The 17,322-nt window shown below is 45.7% G+C and carries 15 protein-coding genes; 6 read left to right on the top strand and 9 right to left on the bottom strand.

Annotated features, from left to right (window positions below; all coding sequences use genetic code 11):
• Positions 1-36: 36 nt before the first annotated feature.
• Genes KFE96_RS12995 through KFE96_RS12985 form a run of 3 tightly spaced genes read right to left on the bottom strand, consistent with a single transcriptional unit; the run spans position 37 to position 3,911 of the window.
• The gene (locus KFE96_RS12995) at positions 37-1,560 is read right to left on the bottom strand and encodes a lipopolysaccharide biosynthesis protein (protein WP_255832984.1); all 1,524 of its coding nucleotides are present in this window, start codon (positions 1,558-1,560) and stop codon (positions 37-39) included.
• Positions 1,561-1,566: 6 nt separating this feature from the next.
• Positions 1,567-2,721: an LPS export ABC transporter permease LptG gene (gene lptG, locus KFE96_RS12990; protein ID WP_255832983.1), complete on the bottom strand. Its 1,155-nt coding sequence runs from the start codon at positions 2,719-2,721 to the stop codon at positions 1,567-1,569.
• Positions 2,721-3,911, bottom strand: a complete 1,191-nt coding sequence (locus tag KFE96_RS12985; RefSeq protein WP_255832982.1) for an LptF/LptG family permease — start codon at positions 3,909-3,911, stop codon at positions 2,721-2,723. The genes lptG and KFE96_RS12985 overlap by 1 nt, the downstream gene beginning before the upstream one ends.
• A 175-nt stretch (positions 3,912-4,086) precedes the next feature.
• On the opposite strand from KFE96_RS12985, the gene KFE96_RS12980 reads away from it, so the two are divergent.
• The 3 genes from KFE96_RS12980 to KFE96_RS12970 all read left to right on the top strand — a co-directional run bounded on the left by KFE96_RS12980 (position 4,087) and on the right by KFE96_RS12970 (position 6,666).
• Entirely contained in the window at positions 4,087-4,608 is a 522-nt protein-coding gene (locus KFE96_RS12980; protein WP_255832981.1) for a DUF2141 domain-containing protein, read from the top strand.
• Positions 4,609-4,724: 116 nt separating this feature from the next.
• Positions 4,725-5,723 carry a diacylglycerol kinase family protein gene (locus tag KFE96_RS12975; RefSeq protein WP_255832980.1) on the top strand — a complete coding sequence of 333 codons (999 nt, stop codon included), beginning with the start codon at positions 4,725-4,727 and terminating at the stop codon, positions 5,721-5,723.
• 10 nt (positions 5,724-5,733) lie between these two features.
• Entirely contained in the window at positions 5,734-6,666 is a 933-nt protein-coding gene (locus tag KFE96_RS12970) for a hypothetical protein (RefSeq protein ID WP_255832979.1), read from the top strand.
• A gap of 55 nt (positions 6,667-6,721) precedes the next feature.
• Here the strand turns inward: KFE96_RS12970 and KFE96_RS12965 are convergent, their stop codons facing one another.
• The 4 genes from KFE96_RS12965 to KFE96_RS12950 all read right to left on the bottom strand — a co-directional run bounded on the left by KFE96_RS12965 (position 6,722) and on the right by KFE96_RS12950 (position 10,951).
• On the bottom strand, positions 6,722-7,924 hold the full coding sequence (locus tag KFE96_RS12965) for an aminotransferase class I/II-fold pyridoxal phosphate-dependent enzyme (RefSeq protein ID WP_255832978.1): 1,203 nt from the start codon (positions 7,922-7,924) through the stop codon (positions 6,722-6,724).
• A gap of 3 nt (positions 7,925-7,927) precedes the next feature.
• Positions 7,928-8,176, bottom strand: a complete 249-nt coding sequence (locus KFE96_RS12960; protein ID WP_255832977.1) for an acyl carrier protein — start codon at positions 8,174-8,176, stop codon at positions 7,928-7,930.
• A 61-nt stretch (positions 8,177-8,237) separates the two neighbouring features.
• The gene (locus tag KFE96_RS12955; protein ID WP_255832976.1) at positions 8,238-9,194 is read right to left on the bottom strand and encodes an NAD(P)-dependent oxidoreductase; all 957 of its coding nucleotides are present in this window, start codon (positions 9,192-9,194) and stop codon (positions 8,238-8,240) included.
• 5 nt (positions 9,195-9,199) lie between these two features.
• A complete protein-coding gene (locus KFE96_RS12950; RefSeq protein WP_255832975.1) occupies positions 9,200-10,951 on the bottom strand; it encodes a fatty acyl-AMP ligase in 1,752 nt (583 codons plus the stop codon).
• 316 nt (positions 10,952-11,267) lie between these two features.
• Between KFE96_RS12950 and KFE96_RS12945 the strand changes: the two genes are divergently transcribed.
• Positions 11,268-12,419 (top strand): aminotransferase class V-fold PLP-dependent enzyme, encoded by a 1,152-nt coding sequence (locus KFE96_RS12945; RefSeq protein ID WP_255832974.1) that lies wholly within the window; start codon positions 11,268-11,270, stop codon positions 12,417-12,419.
• Positions 12,420-12,968, top strand: a complete 549-nt coding sequence (locus KFE96_RS12940; RefSeq protein WP_255832973.1) for a regulatory protein RecX — start codon at positions 12,420-12,422, stop codon at positions 12,966-12,968.
• On the opposite strand, the gene KFE96_RS12935 is transcribed toward KFE96_RS12940, so the two are convergent.
• Together KFE96_RS12935 and KFE96_RS12930 are read right to left on the bottom strand one after the other, a co-directional pair.
• Positions 12,949-14,532 carry an NTP transferase domain-containing protein gene (locus KFE96_RS12935; protein ID WP_255832972.1) on the bottom strand — a complete coding sequence of 528 codons (1,584 nt, stop codon included), beginning with the start codon at positions 14,530-14,532 and terminating at the stop codon, positions 12,949-12,951. The genes KFE96_RS12940 and KFE96_RS12935 overlap by 20 nt on opposite strands.
• Complete coding sequence (locus KFE96_RS12930) at positions 14,522-15,466, bottom strand: XdhC family protein (RefSeq protein ID WP_255832971.1); 945 nt, start codon at positions 15,464-15,466, stop codon at positions 14,522-14,524. The genes KFE96_RS12935 and KFE96_RS12930 overlap by 11 nt, the downstream gene beginning before the upstream one ends.
• 207 nt (positions 15,467-15,673) lie before the next feature.
• Here KFE96_RS12930 and nhaB point away from each other — a divergent pair, with 207 nt between their 5' ends.
• Entirely contained in the window at positions 15,674-17,257 is a 1,584-nt protein-coding gene (gene nhaB / locus KFE96_RS12925) for a sodium/proton antiporter NhaB (protein ID WP_255832970.1), read from the top strand.
• Positions 17,258-17,322 lie beyond the last annotated feature (65 nt).

Here is a 17,322-nt window from a genome sequence, read left to right as displayed (position 1 = left end):
GATGAAAGGGATAATGCGAGTTCGCTAAAAAGCAAGTTAGCTTTTTGGTTTGGGGCGAATTTTTACAGCGAATTTGCCGAGAGCTTCTGCGTCGGCATCATTCAGACCGTACCGGATAACCAGTAATATCGCCGTAATAAGAACAGCTGCAGACATCGTAATACCGATGGGAGGCGCCCAGCTGAAGCTTGAGGGCACAAGTGCCATAATACCACCAGCTAGCAGAGCTGATGTGAGAATAGGGCGGATAGCAGCGCTTGTATATGGGAATAAGCCAAACAGCACCCTAGACTGGATTAACGATAGAATTGCTGTGATGTTAAGGCCGGAAGCCGCGGCGATTGCTGCACCCGTTACTTTATATTCGGGGATAAGCCAGAGACCAATCCCAAGCATGCCAAGAAGCCCTGCAATTGAATTCACTGTTGGCAAAAGCTTATGACCAAGCATTTCAATGATCGCAGATGAAGGGCCTGTTGCAGCTTCAAATATACGGCCAGCTACAAGGATTGCTATAGCCGCTGTCGCTGCTGCAAATTCTGGCTGCATGGTTGCTAAAATATCATTGCGAGCCAGAATAAGGGCAGCACCAAATGGAAGGGCGATCGAAACTGAAAGTCTGGTGGCATAGGCAAACATATCTTCAAGGGCTTGCCTGTCCCCAGTGCCTTCTTTTTCCGCGGCCAGTGGCGCCATAACATATTCGAAGGTAAGCCTGATCGCCTGTACAGCGCTGGCGACCTTCCGGGCTACCTGATAATAACCGCCTGCCGCCGCTCCTGCTGCACCGGGCAATAAGAAATTGAGGTACATAACCGGGAATTCGGCAAACAGTCTTTTGATTAGATTGGCCGGCATCAGGCTAAAACCGTAGGACCGCATTTCTTTGGCTAAGGGGCCGAACATGGGTGCTCTAAGAACAGCCCCCATGTCATAGTTTTTCGCAACGAGGCGTAAAGCTAGAACAGCCGCTAGGAAAACACTTACTAAATGCGCGAGGAACAGACCGTAGGTTAGAAGGCCTGTCATGGCGAAAATAACAGCGGAAACCAGACGGAGGCCTTGTTCATAGAAAATACGAACTTTAATTTCAGGGCCAAAAGTACGGCGTGCACGAATGGCTGCTGTACCAATTTCTACCGTGGTCCAAAAAGGTAGAACCCAAACATAGATACGGATAACCGTTGTCAGTCTTTCGGCATCTGCTTCACCAGCATTGATGAAGTTTGTGAGAGACGGCGCCGCAATTGTGCCTGCGATTGCAAACAGGGAAGAAACCAGCAAACCTAGCTTCAGGGCATGCCCCGCTACCATGTTCGCTTCATCTTTGTCTGCTTTAGGTACAAATCGTTGAAGTGTTGTTGTCATCGCAGCTTCTGAAATAGCTGTCATGACCTTTACATAGCTCCAAAGAACTGCAAACAAGCCAAAGGTTACGGGGCCATAAAGCCAGGTAAAGGCAATAACAGAAGCCCCTTCAATAAGGGCACCCATCCGGCCTAGAAAGGCGAAACCAGCGCCTCCCGCTACGCGCTTTTTATGTTCAGGATCAGTTGACACAGGGTATTATTCCGCGGGGGTTGAGGGGCTTCTACGGCGTTTTGTTCCTTCTTCCGTATGGAATAGGACAGCGTACCCCACCAATAAGAATAGGAAAAATGGTGCCCAAGCCGCAAGGAACGGTGGAGCTACACCAAATTCACCCATCGCAAGCATAAAGTTGTCAGCCACGAAGAAACTAAACCCAAGGGCCATACCAACGGTAAGGCGTATTGCAAGGCTGCCGGCGCGAGTTACACCAAAGGCAGCTACAGCAGCTAGAAGCGGCATTAAGAGGGTAGAGGCAGGGGCTGCAAACTTTTGCATGAAACTTGCCATCATACGGTCAATCGGGATACCTTCTTTCTTTAGTTTCGCCATGGAAGACCAAAGTTCGATAAAAGATACATGATCTGGATTTGCCGTAAGCGCCATAAAACGTTCGGGCCGGGTTTTGATGGGCCAGTCTTTTACCGTATCTACGGTAAGTTCATGGCTTATAGCATCAAAGCGGCGTACTTCATGGAGTGACCATTTCCCTTTTTGGTAAAGAGCAAAGTCTGCCTGTATCATTGCAGTGATCTTTTTATTCTGGTCGCGTTCGAAAACCGAAACCTTATCCATTACTGCTCCATCTTTTACGGCGTTTACCGCCTCTACAAGGATAATGTTTTCATCTTCTTTAACCCAGACACGACCCGTGAGGTTACTGTTTGGGGGCAAATCAACAGCAAAGTCGTTGTCTTTCCAATATTCAAGTCGCGCAGAACCGTCTACGACCACCGTTTCATTGAAGGTGAAATGACCGATTGCTATTATGAAAGAAGCAAGCCCCATAGGTAATAGAATACGGTGTGCTGAAAGCCCACTTGCTTTCATGATAACCACTTCACTGTGCTGATTAAGGGTTGCCAGCGTAAGCAGTGTGCTGATTAGGGCTGCGAATGGTGCAAACTGACTAAGAAGTTGAGGTGTTCGCATACTTAGATAGCTTACAATAGAAACCCATGTGGCACCATCAGCTGCCATTATATCATCTGACACTGCCAAAAGATCAAGGAACTGTAGAACAGCAGTAAGACCAACAAGTACACCGAAGAAGCGGCTTAGATGCATTTTAATCATGTAACGGGCGAGAGTGCGAGACGGCACCATAGTACGCCTGATTGTGCGCCATACCATTATTCGCTAACTCCCATGATCTTTTTACCGAGCCGTTTGATAGGCCTACTGATAAATGCCCAGAATGTATCAATATAAGCTAGAGGCTCACCGCCTGCCTTGAAGGCTGAGATACGGAAGAAGAAGAAACTGAGAAACGTAAATAAACCAAACAACAACCATATAGTAGCGTAGGGTGATGCTCCGCCTTTCACAGCAGTTTCCATACCTTCCATAAACTCGTTGTAAACAATGAGAAGGGATAGTCCAATCACGATACCGGTACCACGGCCCGTTCGTTTATTGGTAATCCCCATCGGTACCGCAAGAAATGGGATAATGAAAAACGTAATGCTGTGCATAAGGCGCCAATGAAAATTACCATTGAAAGCGCGGCGTTCATCAAGCGACCATTCCTGATTATCTCGTTCCACAAACAATTCAGGTATGGTCATTTCAAGTTCTTCACCGCCGCGTTCACGGAAGGCTTCACGGGAAGGGAGTTTGATCTTTAAATCTTGCCGTTCGAAGCTCAACACCCTTGGTTTGTTCTGGCTTTCGTTCAGATCCACTAAGCGACCGTTATACAGACGTAAAAGAATTGTATTGCTATCTTCTGTCGCGAAAAAGCCGCCACTTTCAGCTGTTACGGCTATGCTCCCTCTATCGTCTTTACGTTCCATAAAGATACCGCGAAGTTCAGCACCTTGTTGGTGGCTTTCTTCAACGAGTAGGGTAATATCATCCCCAACTTCAATGAATTCACCCACGCGGATACTGGCACCAAGGGCACCACTGCGGAGATCAAAAATCAGTTCTCGATATGTATATCGGCTATGCGGCTGAACCCAGCCGACGAGAATAGTGTTAATGACCGCCAGCAAAAGGGCAAGCATCATCAAAGGGCGCATTAAACGCGGTAAACCAGTGCCAGAAGAGATGATCGCGTCATATTCACTTGAAAGTGAAATCTTGCGGAATGCAATTGTAACACCGAGAAGAAGACCAACAGGTAGCGCAAGCCCCATATAGTGTGGGGTAAGGTTTGCGAGCATTCGGAATACAATATTGGCGGGGCCGCCCTGATTCACCACAAAGTCAAACAGGCTCAGCATTTTCTCAAGGATAAGCAAGAGTGCCGCGATACCCAGCGTAGAGATGAGAGGCATGGCAACTTGCTTTAATACATATCGGTCAATTCTATTAATCATATATGTGGCGCTACACTGGTTCTAGCTTAGTTTCAAGTGACAATTCATATACTTCCACACTATGAACATGGCAAAAGCTTGTTGTCTTACACTTTATTTCGGCGCATATGAGACATAATTCTGCCACCTTCCAGCAGGAAATGATAGGCATTAACAGAAGCGCGGAGTAACTGTAATGAAATTTGTATGTTCAGCTTTGATTTCTTCCCTGGTGCTAGGTGGGCATTTCCTATCTGGAGGTGTTTATGCGCAAGATGTAGCTTCTTCATGTGCAGCAGGCGATAGTGGGGCAGCGCTTCTGGTAAATGTAGAAAATATTCGCACGCAGGAAGGCAATCTGCGTGCGCAGATATACAGCTCTAACCCGGATGATTTTCTCGCTAAGGGGAAGAAACTGGTGCGCTTGGATGTACCTGTAATTGATGCTGGTGAACAGGCTATGTGTGTTCAATTACCTAGTGCAGGAAAATATGCACTTGTGGTGATGCATGATAAAAATGCTAACGGCAAAGCCGATTTTCTTTCCGAAGGTTTTGGATTTTCAAATAATCCGAAACTGGGACTAGGTGCACCGGACGCTGAAGAAGTAATCATGGATATGCCTGCTGGGGTTACGGAAACTACCGTCAAATTGAAGTATATCTTAGGCGGTGACGACGAAAAGAAAGAGAAGCGCCGTAAGGCTAGGCGTCGTTAATATTGAAAAATTTAAACTGATTGCTTATATATGGCGCGTTGAAATAAAATTGTAACGCTGAGGTGAATGCCACCTTGGCTTTTTTGTGTGCTTAATTCCTGTTGGAGCGGGATAGAATGCAGTTAGATAAAACCAATATTCAAAGTGGTGCCACTGTTCCGCTTGTAGCGATTATTTCCAACCCTCTCAGCACAACAAATGCCAACGGAATGGGCGAAATTCGCAAGGTTATCAATGAAAGTGCTAACATTGTTCATTTTGAACTGAATGGTATTGATACTATCGATGAGGCGTTGTCGCTATTCGCTAAAGCCAATCCTGCAATGATCATTGTCAACGGCGGCGATGGAACAATTGGTGCTGTGCTTTCTGCTATTCTTTATAAGAATCATTTTTCTGTCGTTCCGCCTATCGCATTTTTGCCAGGTGGGAAAACTAATATGACAGCGGCAGATTTGGGTTTTAAAGGAAAGCCTTCGAAGGTGCTTCGCAAGCTCCTAAGGATTGCCAGCGAAGGCAAAATTGCGGATGCGATCACAAGCAGACATCTTATCGAGCTTGATATGGGTGATGGTGAATTACCAAAGGTTGGTACATTCTTTGGTACAGCTGGTGTTGTAAAAGGGATTTTCTGGACGCGAGAAAATGCCTATTCTATGGGAGTGCCAAATTCCCTTGCACATGTTATGGCATTTATGAAGCTTCTTGGATCTGCATTCGGAATTGGTAAACAGAAAGATCTTCTTGTTTCTGATCCGATGGAGATAATCGTACCAGGAAGTGCACGTATGGCAGGACAGTATGCTGCTGTACTGGCGACAACGCTTGATAATTTAATTCTTGGGTTGAAGCCTTATGGTTCCGTTGGGGATGGCGGACTGAGATTTTCAGCGATCGAACCGGGAGCAGGGAACCTGTTCCGGGCATTCAGAGCGCTGATCACGGGTGGTTTTAAGAATAAAAGTATTTCAGGGACACATACACGTAACAGTAATGAAATTCGTTTTGAGGGGACTGACCCTGTTACGCTGGATGGAGAAATTTATCAGCCGACCGCTGGTGTTCCTGTAACATTGCGCGGTGATAAAGCCCTTACTTTTATTTCTATTAAATAGCAGGGTATTCATGAACTCGAGTGATAATGAGCTAGTTGGCTTTATCAGGGCCGAATGGGACCGGTCCGTGCCTAGAGAGGTAGAGATCGCGGCTAAAGAGATATCCACGCGCTACGGCGATTGTGTGACCGGTGTGGTCTTCTATGGATCATGTCTGCGTACGGGAGAAATAGAGGATAAAATTCTCGATTTTTATGTGATTGTAGATAGTTACAGTAACGCCTATGAAAAACGTTGGTTAGCCGCTGCCAATAAGATGATCCCACCTAATGTCTTTTATCACGAAACAGAGATAGACGGTATGACAGTGCGCTCTAAATACGCGGTGCTGTCCATGGAGGATTTGAAATACAGGGTGTCTACATCATGTTTGAATGTTTCTGTGTGGGCGCGTTTTTGTCAGCCTTGCCTTTTGCTCAATGCTCGCGATGACCTCGCATTTGCAGAAATTAATGAATATATCGCGACAGCAGTTAAAACCATGCTGGGTAACATTCTTGATCTAAAGCCCCATGTTATTGAATCCCGTGAGTTATGGGTAGAAGCCTTTGAGGCTACCTATGCGGCGGAACTACGATCAGAGCGAGGTGGCAAAGGCCTGGAGATCTATCTTTTGGATCAGGAACGTTATGATCGCCTGACTCCTGTAGCTCTTGAAGCATTAGGTATAAGCACTGAGGTTACACCTTTGCAGAAGCAGCCTGAGCGGCGATTTAAACCAGCTTTTAAATGGATGATGCGTCGCTGGAACGGTAAATGGGTGAGCTTTTTGAGGCTTGTAAAGGCTTCTATGACTTTTGATGGCGGTATTGATTATCTCGCCTGGAAAATCCGTCGTCATTCAGGTGTTGAAATAGAGATAAAAGACTGGATGAGAAAATGGCCCATTATTGCGGGGGTCTCTCTCTTTTGGAGCCTCAGGAAAAAGGGCGCATTTAAATAGTTAAAAAAAAGCGGTACCAAATTGGACCGCCTTTTTTTATTCATTGAACTAAGTTCTATACTGCTAGTTCAAGGCCAACCTTTTCAGCTGTTGTTTTAAAGCGTTTGATAATTTCATCAATCTGCTCACTTGTGTGTTGTGCACATACGCTTACACGCATTAGGAACATACCTGCTGGTGTTGCAGGCGGTGCAGCCATGTTCACATAAACACCTTCAAGAAGCAGTTGTTCCCAGAATTTGGTGCCCATCATTGGATCTGGAAGGTGTACAGCAATAATTGGGCTTTCAGCTTTTTCTGTACACATTTTGAAACCAGCAGTTTTCAGGCCGGTGTGTAGCTGGCGTGCGTTTTCCCACAGGTGCGCGCGGCGGTTTCCACTGCGTTTGATAGCCTCGATAGAAGCTGTTGCAGAAGCAACCACACTAGGTGGCAGACTTGCTGTGAAAATATATGGACGGCTCACAAAGCGTAGCACATCAAATTTAGGGTGGTTAGAAACGGCAAAGCCACCAACAGTACCAACCGATTTAGAGAAGGTGCCAACGTAGAAATCAACCAAATGCTCTACACCAAGTTCCTCTGCTACACCTCGGCCATTTTCACCAGAGAAGCCCATGGAATGTGCTTCATCAACCAGTGTCATACAGCCATATTTCTTAGCAACTTCAAGCAGTTCCTTAACGGGTGCGGCATCTCCAAGCATGGAATAAATGCCTTCTATTACTATAAGTTTGCCAGCGTCTTTAGGGAGCCTCTTTAGGCGGCGTTCCATGTTTTCAACATCATTATGCTTGAAGCGTACAATAGTTGCATCGCTCATCTTACAACCATCATAGATGGATGCATGGCTATCAGCATCAATGATAATGAAATCATCTTTGCCGCCAAGAGCTGAGATCATGCCTAGGTTCGCCTGATATCCAGTTGAAAACACCATGCAGTGGTCCATGCCATAGAAGTCAGCAATGGTTTGCTCAAGGGCTTTGTGGCTACCGTATGTACCGTTTAGAACGCGTGAGCCTGTTGTTCCTGTACCGAAATCATCAATTGCCTGCTTTGCAGCCGCAAGAGAGCTTTCGTTAAAGGTCATGCCCATATAGTTATTGGTGCCAGCAAGAATAGTGTGTCTGCCAGCAATAATCGCCTCAGTTTCTGAAATGATTTCATCCATTACTACTTTGAAAGGGTCAGCCTTTTCAAAAGGCAGGCTTTCACGGAGCGCAACCGTTGCGTCAAACTTATCAAGCAAATCCATAGATTAATTGCCTTCGCTTACAATCTTTTCAACTGCGTCTGCTACGTGTTCAATTGTTTCAAGATCAGGTAACAGGTTGAGGGGAAGAATAATATCGAATTCATCTTCAATATCAGCAACCAGATCCATCACGGTAAGGCTGTCTAGCTCAAGATCACCAGCGAATGTTACTTCAGGTGCAAGCTTTACGCCCTTTTTATTAATTGGTGTAATAAGGGCATAGATAGTTTCAAGAGTTTCGGCTTTTGCCATGTTAACCGCCTATTTTAGTGGAATTTTTAAATTACCCCTGTTTATAGAGGGGAGTTGCCAATCATAAAAGCCCGTTTTTTCGATACCAGTCGATTGTATCCTCTAATCCGGCTTTAAGGCTAAATTTTGGCGACCAATTTGCAAGTTTAGGACGTCTGCCTTCTCTTACCACCCAGTCAGGATGGCAAAGGTATCGGGCTGTAGAGAGTGTAAGCATTGCTGGCTTCTTAACAAGGCTAGCAAAAATGCCGTTCACGGCTCCAATCGACCCTAAAACCCAAAATGGAAGCGGGATAATTTTTGTTTTCTTGTCGGAATTGCTTGGCACAGCTTCAGCAATTTCTGAAATCTGATACCCGCCTGTTTTACCATCGTCAATTTCAACAATAGAAGCACTATGGCTTTTATCGCACATCGCGGTGATTGCTTCAGCAAGATCACGTGCATGAATCATTGAAACACGATTTTTACTGCTACCTGGGGCAGGGAGCACACCGAGTTTAGTTGCTTTAAGAAGTTTCAAGATTTCTTTGTCACCTGGGCCATAAATGGCTGGTGGGCGTACTATCGTCCAGCTGAAGGGCCACTTACGTGCTGTCAGCAGCATTTCTGTTCCAGCTTTGCTGGCGCCATAATGGGAAAGCCTTGGTTCACGGGCAGCAAGGCTTGAAATATGTATAACATGGTCAACGCCTGTTTTGGCTGCGGCTTCAAAAACAAGCTTGCTGCCTTTTACATTCACATCGAAAAAGATATCCCGATTGAGCGCTTTGGTAAGACCTGCAACATGAATGAGTGTATCTGCACCTTCACAAAGTTTCTCTAGGCTTTCAGTATCCGACATAGACCCTTCAACCCAAATAATACCTTCCCGCTCCGGCTGTGAGCGGCGGGTTAGGGCACGGATGTTATGTCCGGCGTTTAAAAGGCAATCAATAACATGGCCGCCTAAAAAACCAGTGCCGCCGGTTAGAGCAATTGTCTTACCAGCGGCAGTATTTGTGATCTGATCTGTCATATTGGTTAGCTAGCTAGTGCTTGCAAGTTTCCTGAAAGATAAGCGTTTCGGGCTTTGGTTCGGCTCAATTTACCAGACGAGGTGCGCGGTAGAGCTCGTGGTGATACCAGTTCAATCAAGCTTGTAACACCAGTTGACGCCTGAATTTGCTTACGAATATCTTCGATTAGTTTTGTGCGCTCAGCAACATCGGAAATACGGCATTGCACTAAAACCATCGGTACTTCTTCGGCATTTTCACCAGGGACGGAAATTGCTGCAACATCACCAGTTTTAATACCGTCAATTTGCTCCGCAGCCCACTCGATATCCTGTGGCCAGTGGTTTTTACCGTTTACAATGATCATATCTTTGGCGCGGCCAACGATATAAATGTCACCGTCTTTCATATAACCCATATCGCCTGTGTCGAGCCAGCCTTCTGGGCTAAGCACGGCACGGGTTGTTTCAGGATCATTGAAATACTCGCGCATTACAGAAATACCGCGGAGGAATACACGTCCTACATGGTTTTCTGGAAGAACGTTGTCGTCTTCATTGCGGATTTCAATATCATATTCCGGTAGAGGCGTACCGCAGTTAACAACTTTGCGCATGCGCGGATTATCTTCGCTGCCGTTTACAAGTAGGTGGCGATCTCCGGTTAGTGAAGCTTCTTCAACGAGATCAACTTCGATACCAACGCCAACTTTACCAAAACTTACACCGAGCGTACATTCCGCCAGGCCGTAACTTGGCAGGAAGGCTTTTTCAGAGAAGCCGATTTCGCCAAATGTGTCATGGAAACGTTTAAGAACATCTGGGCGGATCATCTCTGCGCCGATACCCGCAACACGCACACTTGAAAGGTCAAGACCTTCCATCGCACTTGAGCGCATTGCAGCGCGGCGTGCACAGATATCGAAACCGAAAGTAGGGCTGTATGTAAGCGTGCCTTTGTTTTGGCTGATAACGCGAAGCCAGCTCAGAGGGCGGCGTGCAAATTCTTCTGTTGGGATAAAGTCCACAGATACCTGACAAGTAATTGTCGTTAGCAGCGTGCCTACAAGTCCCATGTCATGATAAAACGGGAGCCATGATACACAGCGATCTTCATCAATTAATTTAACACCGTGAAAGCCCATACCATGAGTATTAGCGAGAAGAGATTGGTGTGTAACGGATACGCCGTGTGGGAAACGTGTGCTGCCAGATGAATATTGAAGGTAGGCTAAATCTTCTTTAACCGGGAGGCGAAGTTCACCATCGCCTTCAACCGCGAGATAATCATCCATAGCGCCAGAGAAGACCATGTTCATGCCTTCTGTCGCCTCAGCGATCATCTCACCCATGAATTCTGGTGCCATAATGCCATTTGCTTCACAGCTTTCCATTTGCATGCGTAGCTGCGACACATAGCCCACTTTACCCCCGAACGAAGTTGGTAGAGGTAGAGGGACAGGAAGAACGCTGGCGTATTGGCAACCCATAAAGAAGGCGACAAAGTTTGCACTCGTTTCAGCAATCAGTGCGATACGGTCACCTTTTTCAAAACCAAGTTTGGTCAGTTTACGACCTATGGTTTCGGCACGGTTACGTAGTTCAGTCCAAGTTACAGATTGGATCAAGTCCCCTCTGGCATTGAAGAAATTTGCGCCTCTTTTACCTTGGGCAGCATACTCCATTGCTTCAACAAGAGTATCAAAATCCGAATAGCGCCTTGGTAGGCTTGGATCAAGAGTAGGTGTCACTACAGTCATTGCGTCGGCTTCAACCATATTATTATCCCAGCCAAGTACTTTAGCCGGAGCTTACTAAAACAACAACCCATAGCCCGCAATGGGCAACGGGCTATATCAATTACTTATCCTCTAAGCGAAGAGTAAGGCTAAATTTTGCTTGCTTCAACCCTATTTAACTTGTTCATTCACAAGCTATGTTACGCTTATTAATTAAGGTGGAATTACATTTTGTGGCCCAAGTACGCAAGCAAATTCTGCCTTAACAAGCGTCAATTCGAATGCATTATTTAAAAAATAAGGCTAAAAAATGACGGATTTTTTGTCCAACTTTAGTTCGTTAGAGCTAGAAAAAATGCGGGAAATAACACCGGGGGCTGCAAAACGGCTGCATTTAGACAATTGCGGGGCTGCTTTGATGCCTGAACCTGTGATTAATGCGATCCAGTCGCATCTTGACCAAGAAGTCAGAATGGGTGGATATGTTGCGCAAGAGCAACAGTCAGCGGTGATTGATGGTGTATATAATTCGCTGTCTCAGTTGATCGGTGGTTCTGTTCAGGATTTCGCTATTACGGGTAGTGCAGTTGATGCATGGACAAAGGCTTTTTACAGTGTGCCGATGAAGGAAGGTGATAACATTATCACCGCCTATAATGAATACTGCAGTAACTATGTGGCTTACCTCCACCGAGCCAAGCAGCGTGGTATTGAGGTTCGAGTTGCTTACCCAAAATCTGATGGGCAGTTAGACCTTAACCAATTGGAAGGTCTGATTGATGATAAAACCAAGTTAATCAGCGTTACACATGTGCCGTCCTCAAGCGGCCAGATACTTCCTGTTGAAGAGATTGGAAAAATCGCTAAAGCGAAAGATATTCTGTATCTTGTTGATACTTGCCAATCTGTTGGGCAGTTGCCGGTGAAGGTTGAAAGTGTTGGCTGTGATATGGCGACGGGCACTGCACGCAAGTTCCTTCGTGGGCCTAGGGGAATGGGTTTCCTTTATATGAATGAGAAAGCCCGCAATAGAATCGAACCTGTTATTGCCACAAATAAATCTGCTGCTTGGATTGGTGATCAGGAAATAGAGTTTCGTAGCGATACAGCGCTCTTTGAGGCGTGGGAGCGGAATATTGGGAACCAGATCGCTTTTGGAGCAGCTATTGATTACTTGTTAGAACTGGGGCTGGAAAAAGCCACGGAGGAAATTCAGCATAGGGCGGCCTATTTGCGTCAAAACCTCTACAATATAAAGGGGGTTATTCCTACATGTCAGGAAGATGCGACAGCGGCCATTATCACCTTCAATAAGGAAGGGCATGATGCCGCGGCTGTAAAAGCAAAATTCCACGAAGAAGGTGTTGGTGTGCAAGTATCAACCATTGAGCATACAAGGCTTGATCTTGGAGCTAGGGGGATTAACACCACAATCCGGGTTTCTCCGCATTATTATAATAGTAAAGAAGAACTAGACCGTTTCCTGAATATGATTGAGGCGCTTTAGGTGGCGAAACCCAAGAAGATATCTGAAGGTTATCTGGAACGAGCGGCGCTTCATTATTTGGGGCGCTTCTCAAGTACAGAGGCAAATCTACGTTCTGTACTAGAGCGGAAAGTTCGCAGACGCCTCGAAGAGGGGCAGGAGGTTTCTTCTGAGCATAGGAGGTGGATAGCTGATGTTGCGCAGAAGTGTGTGAAATACGGTTATGTTGACGATGCCCTTTATGCAAAAAGCAGATATGAAAGCTTGCTTAGAAAAGGGAAGCCACTTCGTGTGATTTCGCAGGATCTTCGGTATAAAGGTGTTCCTCAGGATATTATCCAAGAGTTATTTGCAGCAATTCAGGATGAACCGGAGGTAGATATTGATCTTTCAGCTGCTGCGGCTTACGCGAAGCGCAGGCGATTTGGGCCGTTCAGGCGTGCTGATCGATACTCTGAAGAAAAGGTTGAAAAGGAAAGGGCTGCTATGATGCGGGCGGGATTTCCTTATCAAATGGTTCAGCGTATTCTTGATGCCACGGAAGAAGAAATTATTCAGCTACTGCCGTAATGCCAAACTGAGCCAAGGCTTCAGGTGTATCAAGATCAATCAGGATACCAGGATCAGAAACGTCTACTTCGCATACAAGGCTTTCATACCGCTGGAAAACAGCTCTCCCGCCTTTATCACCACTGATTTTGCTAAGTTCTTCAAACATTGAGGAGCGCCAGAGCACAGGGTTGCCGCGCTTGCCATTAAATGTAGGGATGAAAATTTCTGCTTCAGGTGTTCGCTCTGCAGCTTGAAGAAGCTTGTTGTAGGTGGCTGGGGTGACGAAGGGCATGTCTCCGAGGACAATAAAGGTTAGCGATGTGTCGGCTGATAAAGCTGAGATGCCTTTGCGGATGCTGGAAGCCATGCCACTTTCAAACTCAGCATTAAAGAGGGCTTCTATATTTTGACCTTCAATAACAGGCGTTGTTTCCTGTGAACGAAAGCCAGTAACAGCGTATCTTTTAATGTTATTGAGCGCAGCAGTTTGCTTGAGAGTGTGTTCTAGTACTGGCTTACTATTCATCTGTGCTAGTAACTTGTGGATGGATGCCGCCCTGCTGGATTTGCCCGCTGCTAATGTAATGGCGGCAATCTCCGTTGTTTCGCTTTTGCCTGTACGTGGTTCCGGGCGTGAATGGATTTCCTTTAAAAGCCCACCAATGCCTTGAGTGCTTAACATGCTGGTATCAAGCGGAAGGCCTGCCGCGAAACGTTCTAAAACAAAGTCGAAACCATTAAGTGCCGGGGATTTGGCGCAACCTGGAATTCCAATAATCGGCGTGTCGCCGATTTTTGCGAGCATAAGCAGATTGCCGGGATCTACGGGCATACCAATCTGTATAATTTCACCGCCCGCATCAACCACTGCAGCGGGAAGAACGTCTCGTATGTCGGCAATGGCAGAAATACCGAGTAGCAAAATAAGATCATTTTTATCCGCTGCTTTTTGAATAGCTTCTGAAATTGATTTTATGGAGTGGTCCACAGACACTGTGCCCGAAAGTGTGCCCTTTGTTTCCTGTATGCGATTTCGAATAACAGCTTGATTTTTCTTTGTAAATCGATTGTCGGAGCAAATAAGTGTTGTTTTGTAGTTGTCAAATGGGGTGACCAAAAGTGTGCCCTTAACTGCGTCCTCTATTTTTAGGTCGGCTTCACTCACCGCATAGGGGATAGTTTTTACTGTAGCGATTAATTGGCCTTTTTTAACCCTGCTAAGTGTAGGTAGCGTCGCTACGCCAAAATCTTTATTCGCTGTATTCAAGACTTCAACGGCATGACCAACCTGCAAGAGTCCATCCGATTCAGCAAAAATATTGGCACGACCTTTAGTTGGCTTTTCCGTGTAAGTATGCTTGCCGGAAATGGCAGCCGCGACGGTTCTGGCAGCTTCATCTTCTTTAATATCGCCAGCCTCAAACTGATAAGCCCATAAGCTACTAATACCCGCTGATATGATGAGATCTAATGTGTTTTGATCTAATAGGTGGCCTTTGGGTATGCGCTTTTCACCAACTTTCAGGCTATGAGCTAAATGCCAACCAAGGGCTTTTTGTGTAGCAATGTCTTTAAACTGCACTGTTTGTCCTTAAGGTGTCAGTTACTTCAGCCATGATGGAGACAGCAATTTCAGCAGGGTTTGTTGCTCCGATATTAAGCCCAATAGGGCCATTAATCCGCGCAAGTGCATGAGGGGAAAACCCAAAGCCTTTCATACGTTCCAATCGTGATGCATGGGTTTTCTTACTACCAAGCGCACCAATGTAAAAAGCTTTGCTGATAAGAGCGGGGCGGAGAATAGCATCATCAATCTTTGGATCATGGGTTAAGGTGACAATTGCTGTTGCTTGATCAATTGGGCTAGCTTTCACATATTCATCAGGCCAGTCGTTGACGACAGTAGCGCCGCTGAAGTTTCGGTTCTCAGTAAAGGATGCTCGCGGATCAATGATTATCACTTCATAATCGCAGGCAATAGCAATTGGGGCTAAATGCTGGGCTATATGAACTGCGCCAACGATAAGCATTCTGTTGCGAGGGGCTATCAATAATTTTGTGTTGCTATCGGCATCAATAAGTATCTGACCTTCAGAGGTTGAAGGAGGCAATGCTTGGTGTGCATTACCTTTTTTATCAAGAGTGAGCTCAATAATTGCGCGTGTCTCTATGGCTCGAAGGGAAGCTTCTACAATAGGTAAATTTTCCGAGGATATCTTAAAAAGTTGGATTTCAATTTCGCCACCACATGCGAGTCCTACCTCCCAAGCCTCATTATTTGAAACAGCATACGTAAGTTTTTTATGGTTAGCCCCGTCAAGTGTCAGGGCTTCTGAAATCACTGAGCCTTCAACACAACCCCCGGAAACAGACCCTTCAAAATGACCTTCCGGATGGATAATCATTAATGACCCCTTCCGCCTTGGTGCTGAGCCCCAGGTCTTTGTTACAACAGCTAAACATATGAAATCACTGGTTTTAAGCCATTCGTTGGCTATCTTAAGTGTATGGAACATAGGCTCTTTCACTCATTAGGGTAGGCTGTGGTTAATATATTGTTTGTAAAAGCAACATACAATATGTGGTGTTTCATTATTGCTGAAATGCTTAGGGCATCAAAAAACTATAATACCAGTTTACCTTGATTTGCCGCCCCCCGACATTTACAAGCATCAATCAGCAGATTGTTCATTTCTGGGCAGAATAGTTAAGAGGGAAAAAATATGTCGCTTTTCGCGAACCCTGCAGGAAGGAATTTCCTTGGAAATTCCGCTGAATGGTACAAAATGGCCATTCTTGGCTTTTTGATACTAAACCCAATTCTATATTATACAGCTGGTGCATATGTTGCTGGTTGGGCTCTTGTTCTTGAGTTCATTTTCACACTTGCAATGGCACTTAAGTGTTACCCACTTCAGCCGGGTGGTCTTCTTGCGATTGAAGCTGTGGCACTTGGCATGACCTCCCCGGGTACAGTTGTACATGAAATTGAAAGCAATCTAGAAGTAATCATGCTGCTGGTATTTATGGTGGCAGGTATCTATTTCCTTAAGAATATGCTTCTGTTTGTATTCACAAAAATCCTTGTGAATGTACGTAACAAAGTCATCCTTTCGATGATTTTCTCTTTTATGGCCGCTATCCTCTCAGCATTCCTTGATGCGCTTACAGTAACAGCGGTAGTGATCTCCATTTCTGTTGGTTTCTATTCTATCTACCATAAAGTGGCATCTGGTAAGGACTTCGGTCATGACCATAACCACTCAGATGATGGTCAGCTTGATAAGTTGAACGAGAATGAGCTTGAACAGTTCCGTGCTTTCCTTCGCAGCCTTATGATGCATGCGGCTGTTGGTACAGCACTCGGTGGTGTGATGACATTGGTGGGTGAACCGCAGAACATTCTAATCGGTGCGCGCGCTGGTTGGGCATTTGATGAGTTCTTCTTCCGTATGGTGCCTGTAACACTTCCTGTATTCTTTGCAGGCCTTGCAACATGTGTGGTTCTTGAGTTGACAGGTAAGTTCGGTTACGGCGCAAAGATTCCTGAAAAAGTGCTGAATATTATTGTTGATTACGATAACTACGAGGGCGAGCGACGCACAAAGCGCGATAAAGCTGCTCTTATGGTTCAAGGTATTGTGGCATTGTGGCTTGTAGTAGCACTTATTATCCACATCAGCCCGGGCCTTGTTGGTCTTTCTGTTATCGTGCTTGCATCTGCCCTTACCGGTATTACAGAAGAGCACCAGATTGGTCACGCGTTTGAGGAAGCTCTGCCGTTTACAGCACTGCTTGTTGTATTCTTCTCTATCGTTGGTGTGATCAGTGATAACCAGCTGTTTGCACCGGTTACAGAGTTCGTATTGAGCCTACCAACAGCTTCTGAACAGATTACCGCGCTCTTTATTGCTAACGGTGTCTTGTCTGCTATTTCGGATAACGTGTTTGTTGCAACGGTTTACGTAACTGAAACAACAAAGGCTCTTGCAGATGGTGTTATTGACCGTGATACGTTTGATTTGATGGCTGTGGCTATTAACACAGGCACGAACATTCCATCTGTTGCAACACCTAATGGTCAGGCTGCGTTCCTGTTCCTGCTAACTTCAGCCCTCGCGCCACTTATTCGTCTGAGCTATATGAAGATGGTTATCATGGCACTGCCTTACACCATTGTTATGTCAATCGTAGGTTACATTGCTGTTGCGAATTTCCTTCAGCCAATAACCCAAGACCTCTATGATGCGCATCTGATTGAGCATCATTCCGCTACGGTAGACACAACTTCTAAAGGTGGTCACTGATAAAATCCAAATTCAATCAATAGGTTGATTACACGCGCCCGTGACGAAATTTGTTGCGGGCGTTT

Origin of the sequence: Kordiimonas sp. SCSIO 12603 (genome assembly GCF_024398035.1) — a bacterium.
Classification (GTDB): domain Bacteria; phylum Pseudomonadota; class Alphaproteobacteria; order Sphingomonadales; family Kordiimonadaceae; genus Kordiimonas.
This window is presented reverse-complemented; position numbering and strand designations above follow the sequence as displayed.

Bases quoted from the DNA above. Each gene is read 5' to 3' on its own strand.
- lptG (WP_255832983.1), bottom strand. From the start codon at position 2,721: ATGGTATGGCGCACAATCAGGCGTACTATGGTGCCGTCTCGCACTCTC.
- KFE96_RS12985 (WP_255832982.1), bottom strand. From the start codon at position 3,911: ATGATTAATAGAATTGACCGATATGTATTAAAGCAAGTTGCCATGCCT.
- KFE96_RS12980 (WP_255832981.1), top strand. From the start codon at position 4,087: ATGAAATTTGTATGTTCAGCTTTGATTTCTTCCCTGGTGCTAGGTGGG.
- KFE96_RS12975 (WP_255832980.1), top strand. From the start codon at position 4,725: ATGCAGTTAGATAAAACCAATATTCAAAGTGGTGCCACTGTTCCGCTT.
- KFE96_RS12970 (WP_255832979.1), top strand. From the start codon at position 5,734: ATGAACTCGAGTGATAATGAGCTAGTTGGCTTTATCAGGGCCGAATGG.
- KFE96_RS12965 (WP_255832978.1), bottom strand. From the start codon at position 7,924: ATGGATTTGCTTGATAAGTTTGACGCAACGGTTGCGCTCCGTGAAAGC.
- KFE96_RS12960 (WP_255832977.1), bottom strand. From the start codon at position 8,176: ATGGCAAAAGCCGAAACTCTTGAAACTATCTATGCCCTTATTACACCA.
- KFE96_RS12955 (WP_255832976.1), bottom strand. From the start codon at position 9,194: ATGACAGATCAGATCACAAATACTGCCGCTGGTAAGACAATTGCTCTA.
- KFE96_RS12950 (WP_255832975.1), bottom strand. From the start codon at position 10,951: ATGGTTGAAGCCGACGCAATGACTGTAGTGACACCTACTCTTGATCCA.
- KFE96_RS12945 (WP_255832974.1), top strand. From the start codon at position 11,268: ATGCGGGAAATAACACCGGGGGCTGCAAAACGGCTGCATTTAGACAAT.
- KFE96_RS12930 (WP_255832971.1), bottom strand. From the start codon at position 15,466: ATGTTCCATACACTTAAGATAGCCAACGAATGGCTTAAAACCAGTGAT.
- nhaB (WP_255832970.1), top strand. From the start codon at position 15,674: ATGTCGCTTTTCGCGAACCCTGCAGGAAGGAATTTCCTTGGAAATTCC.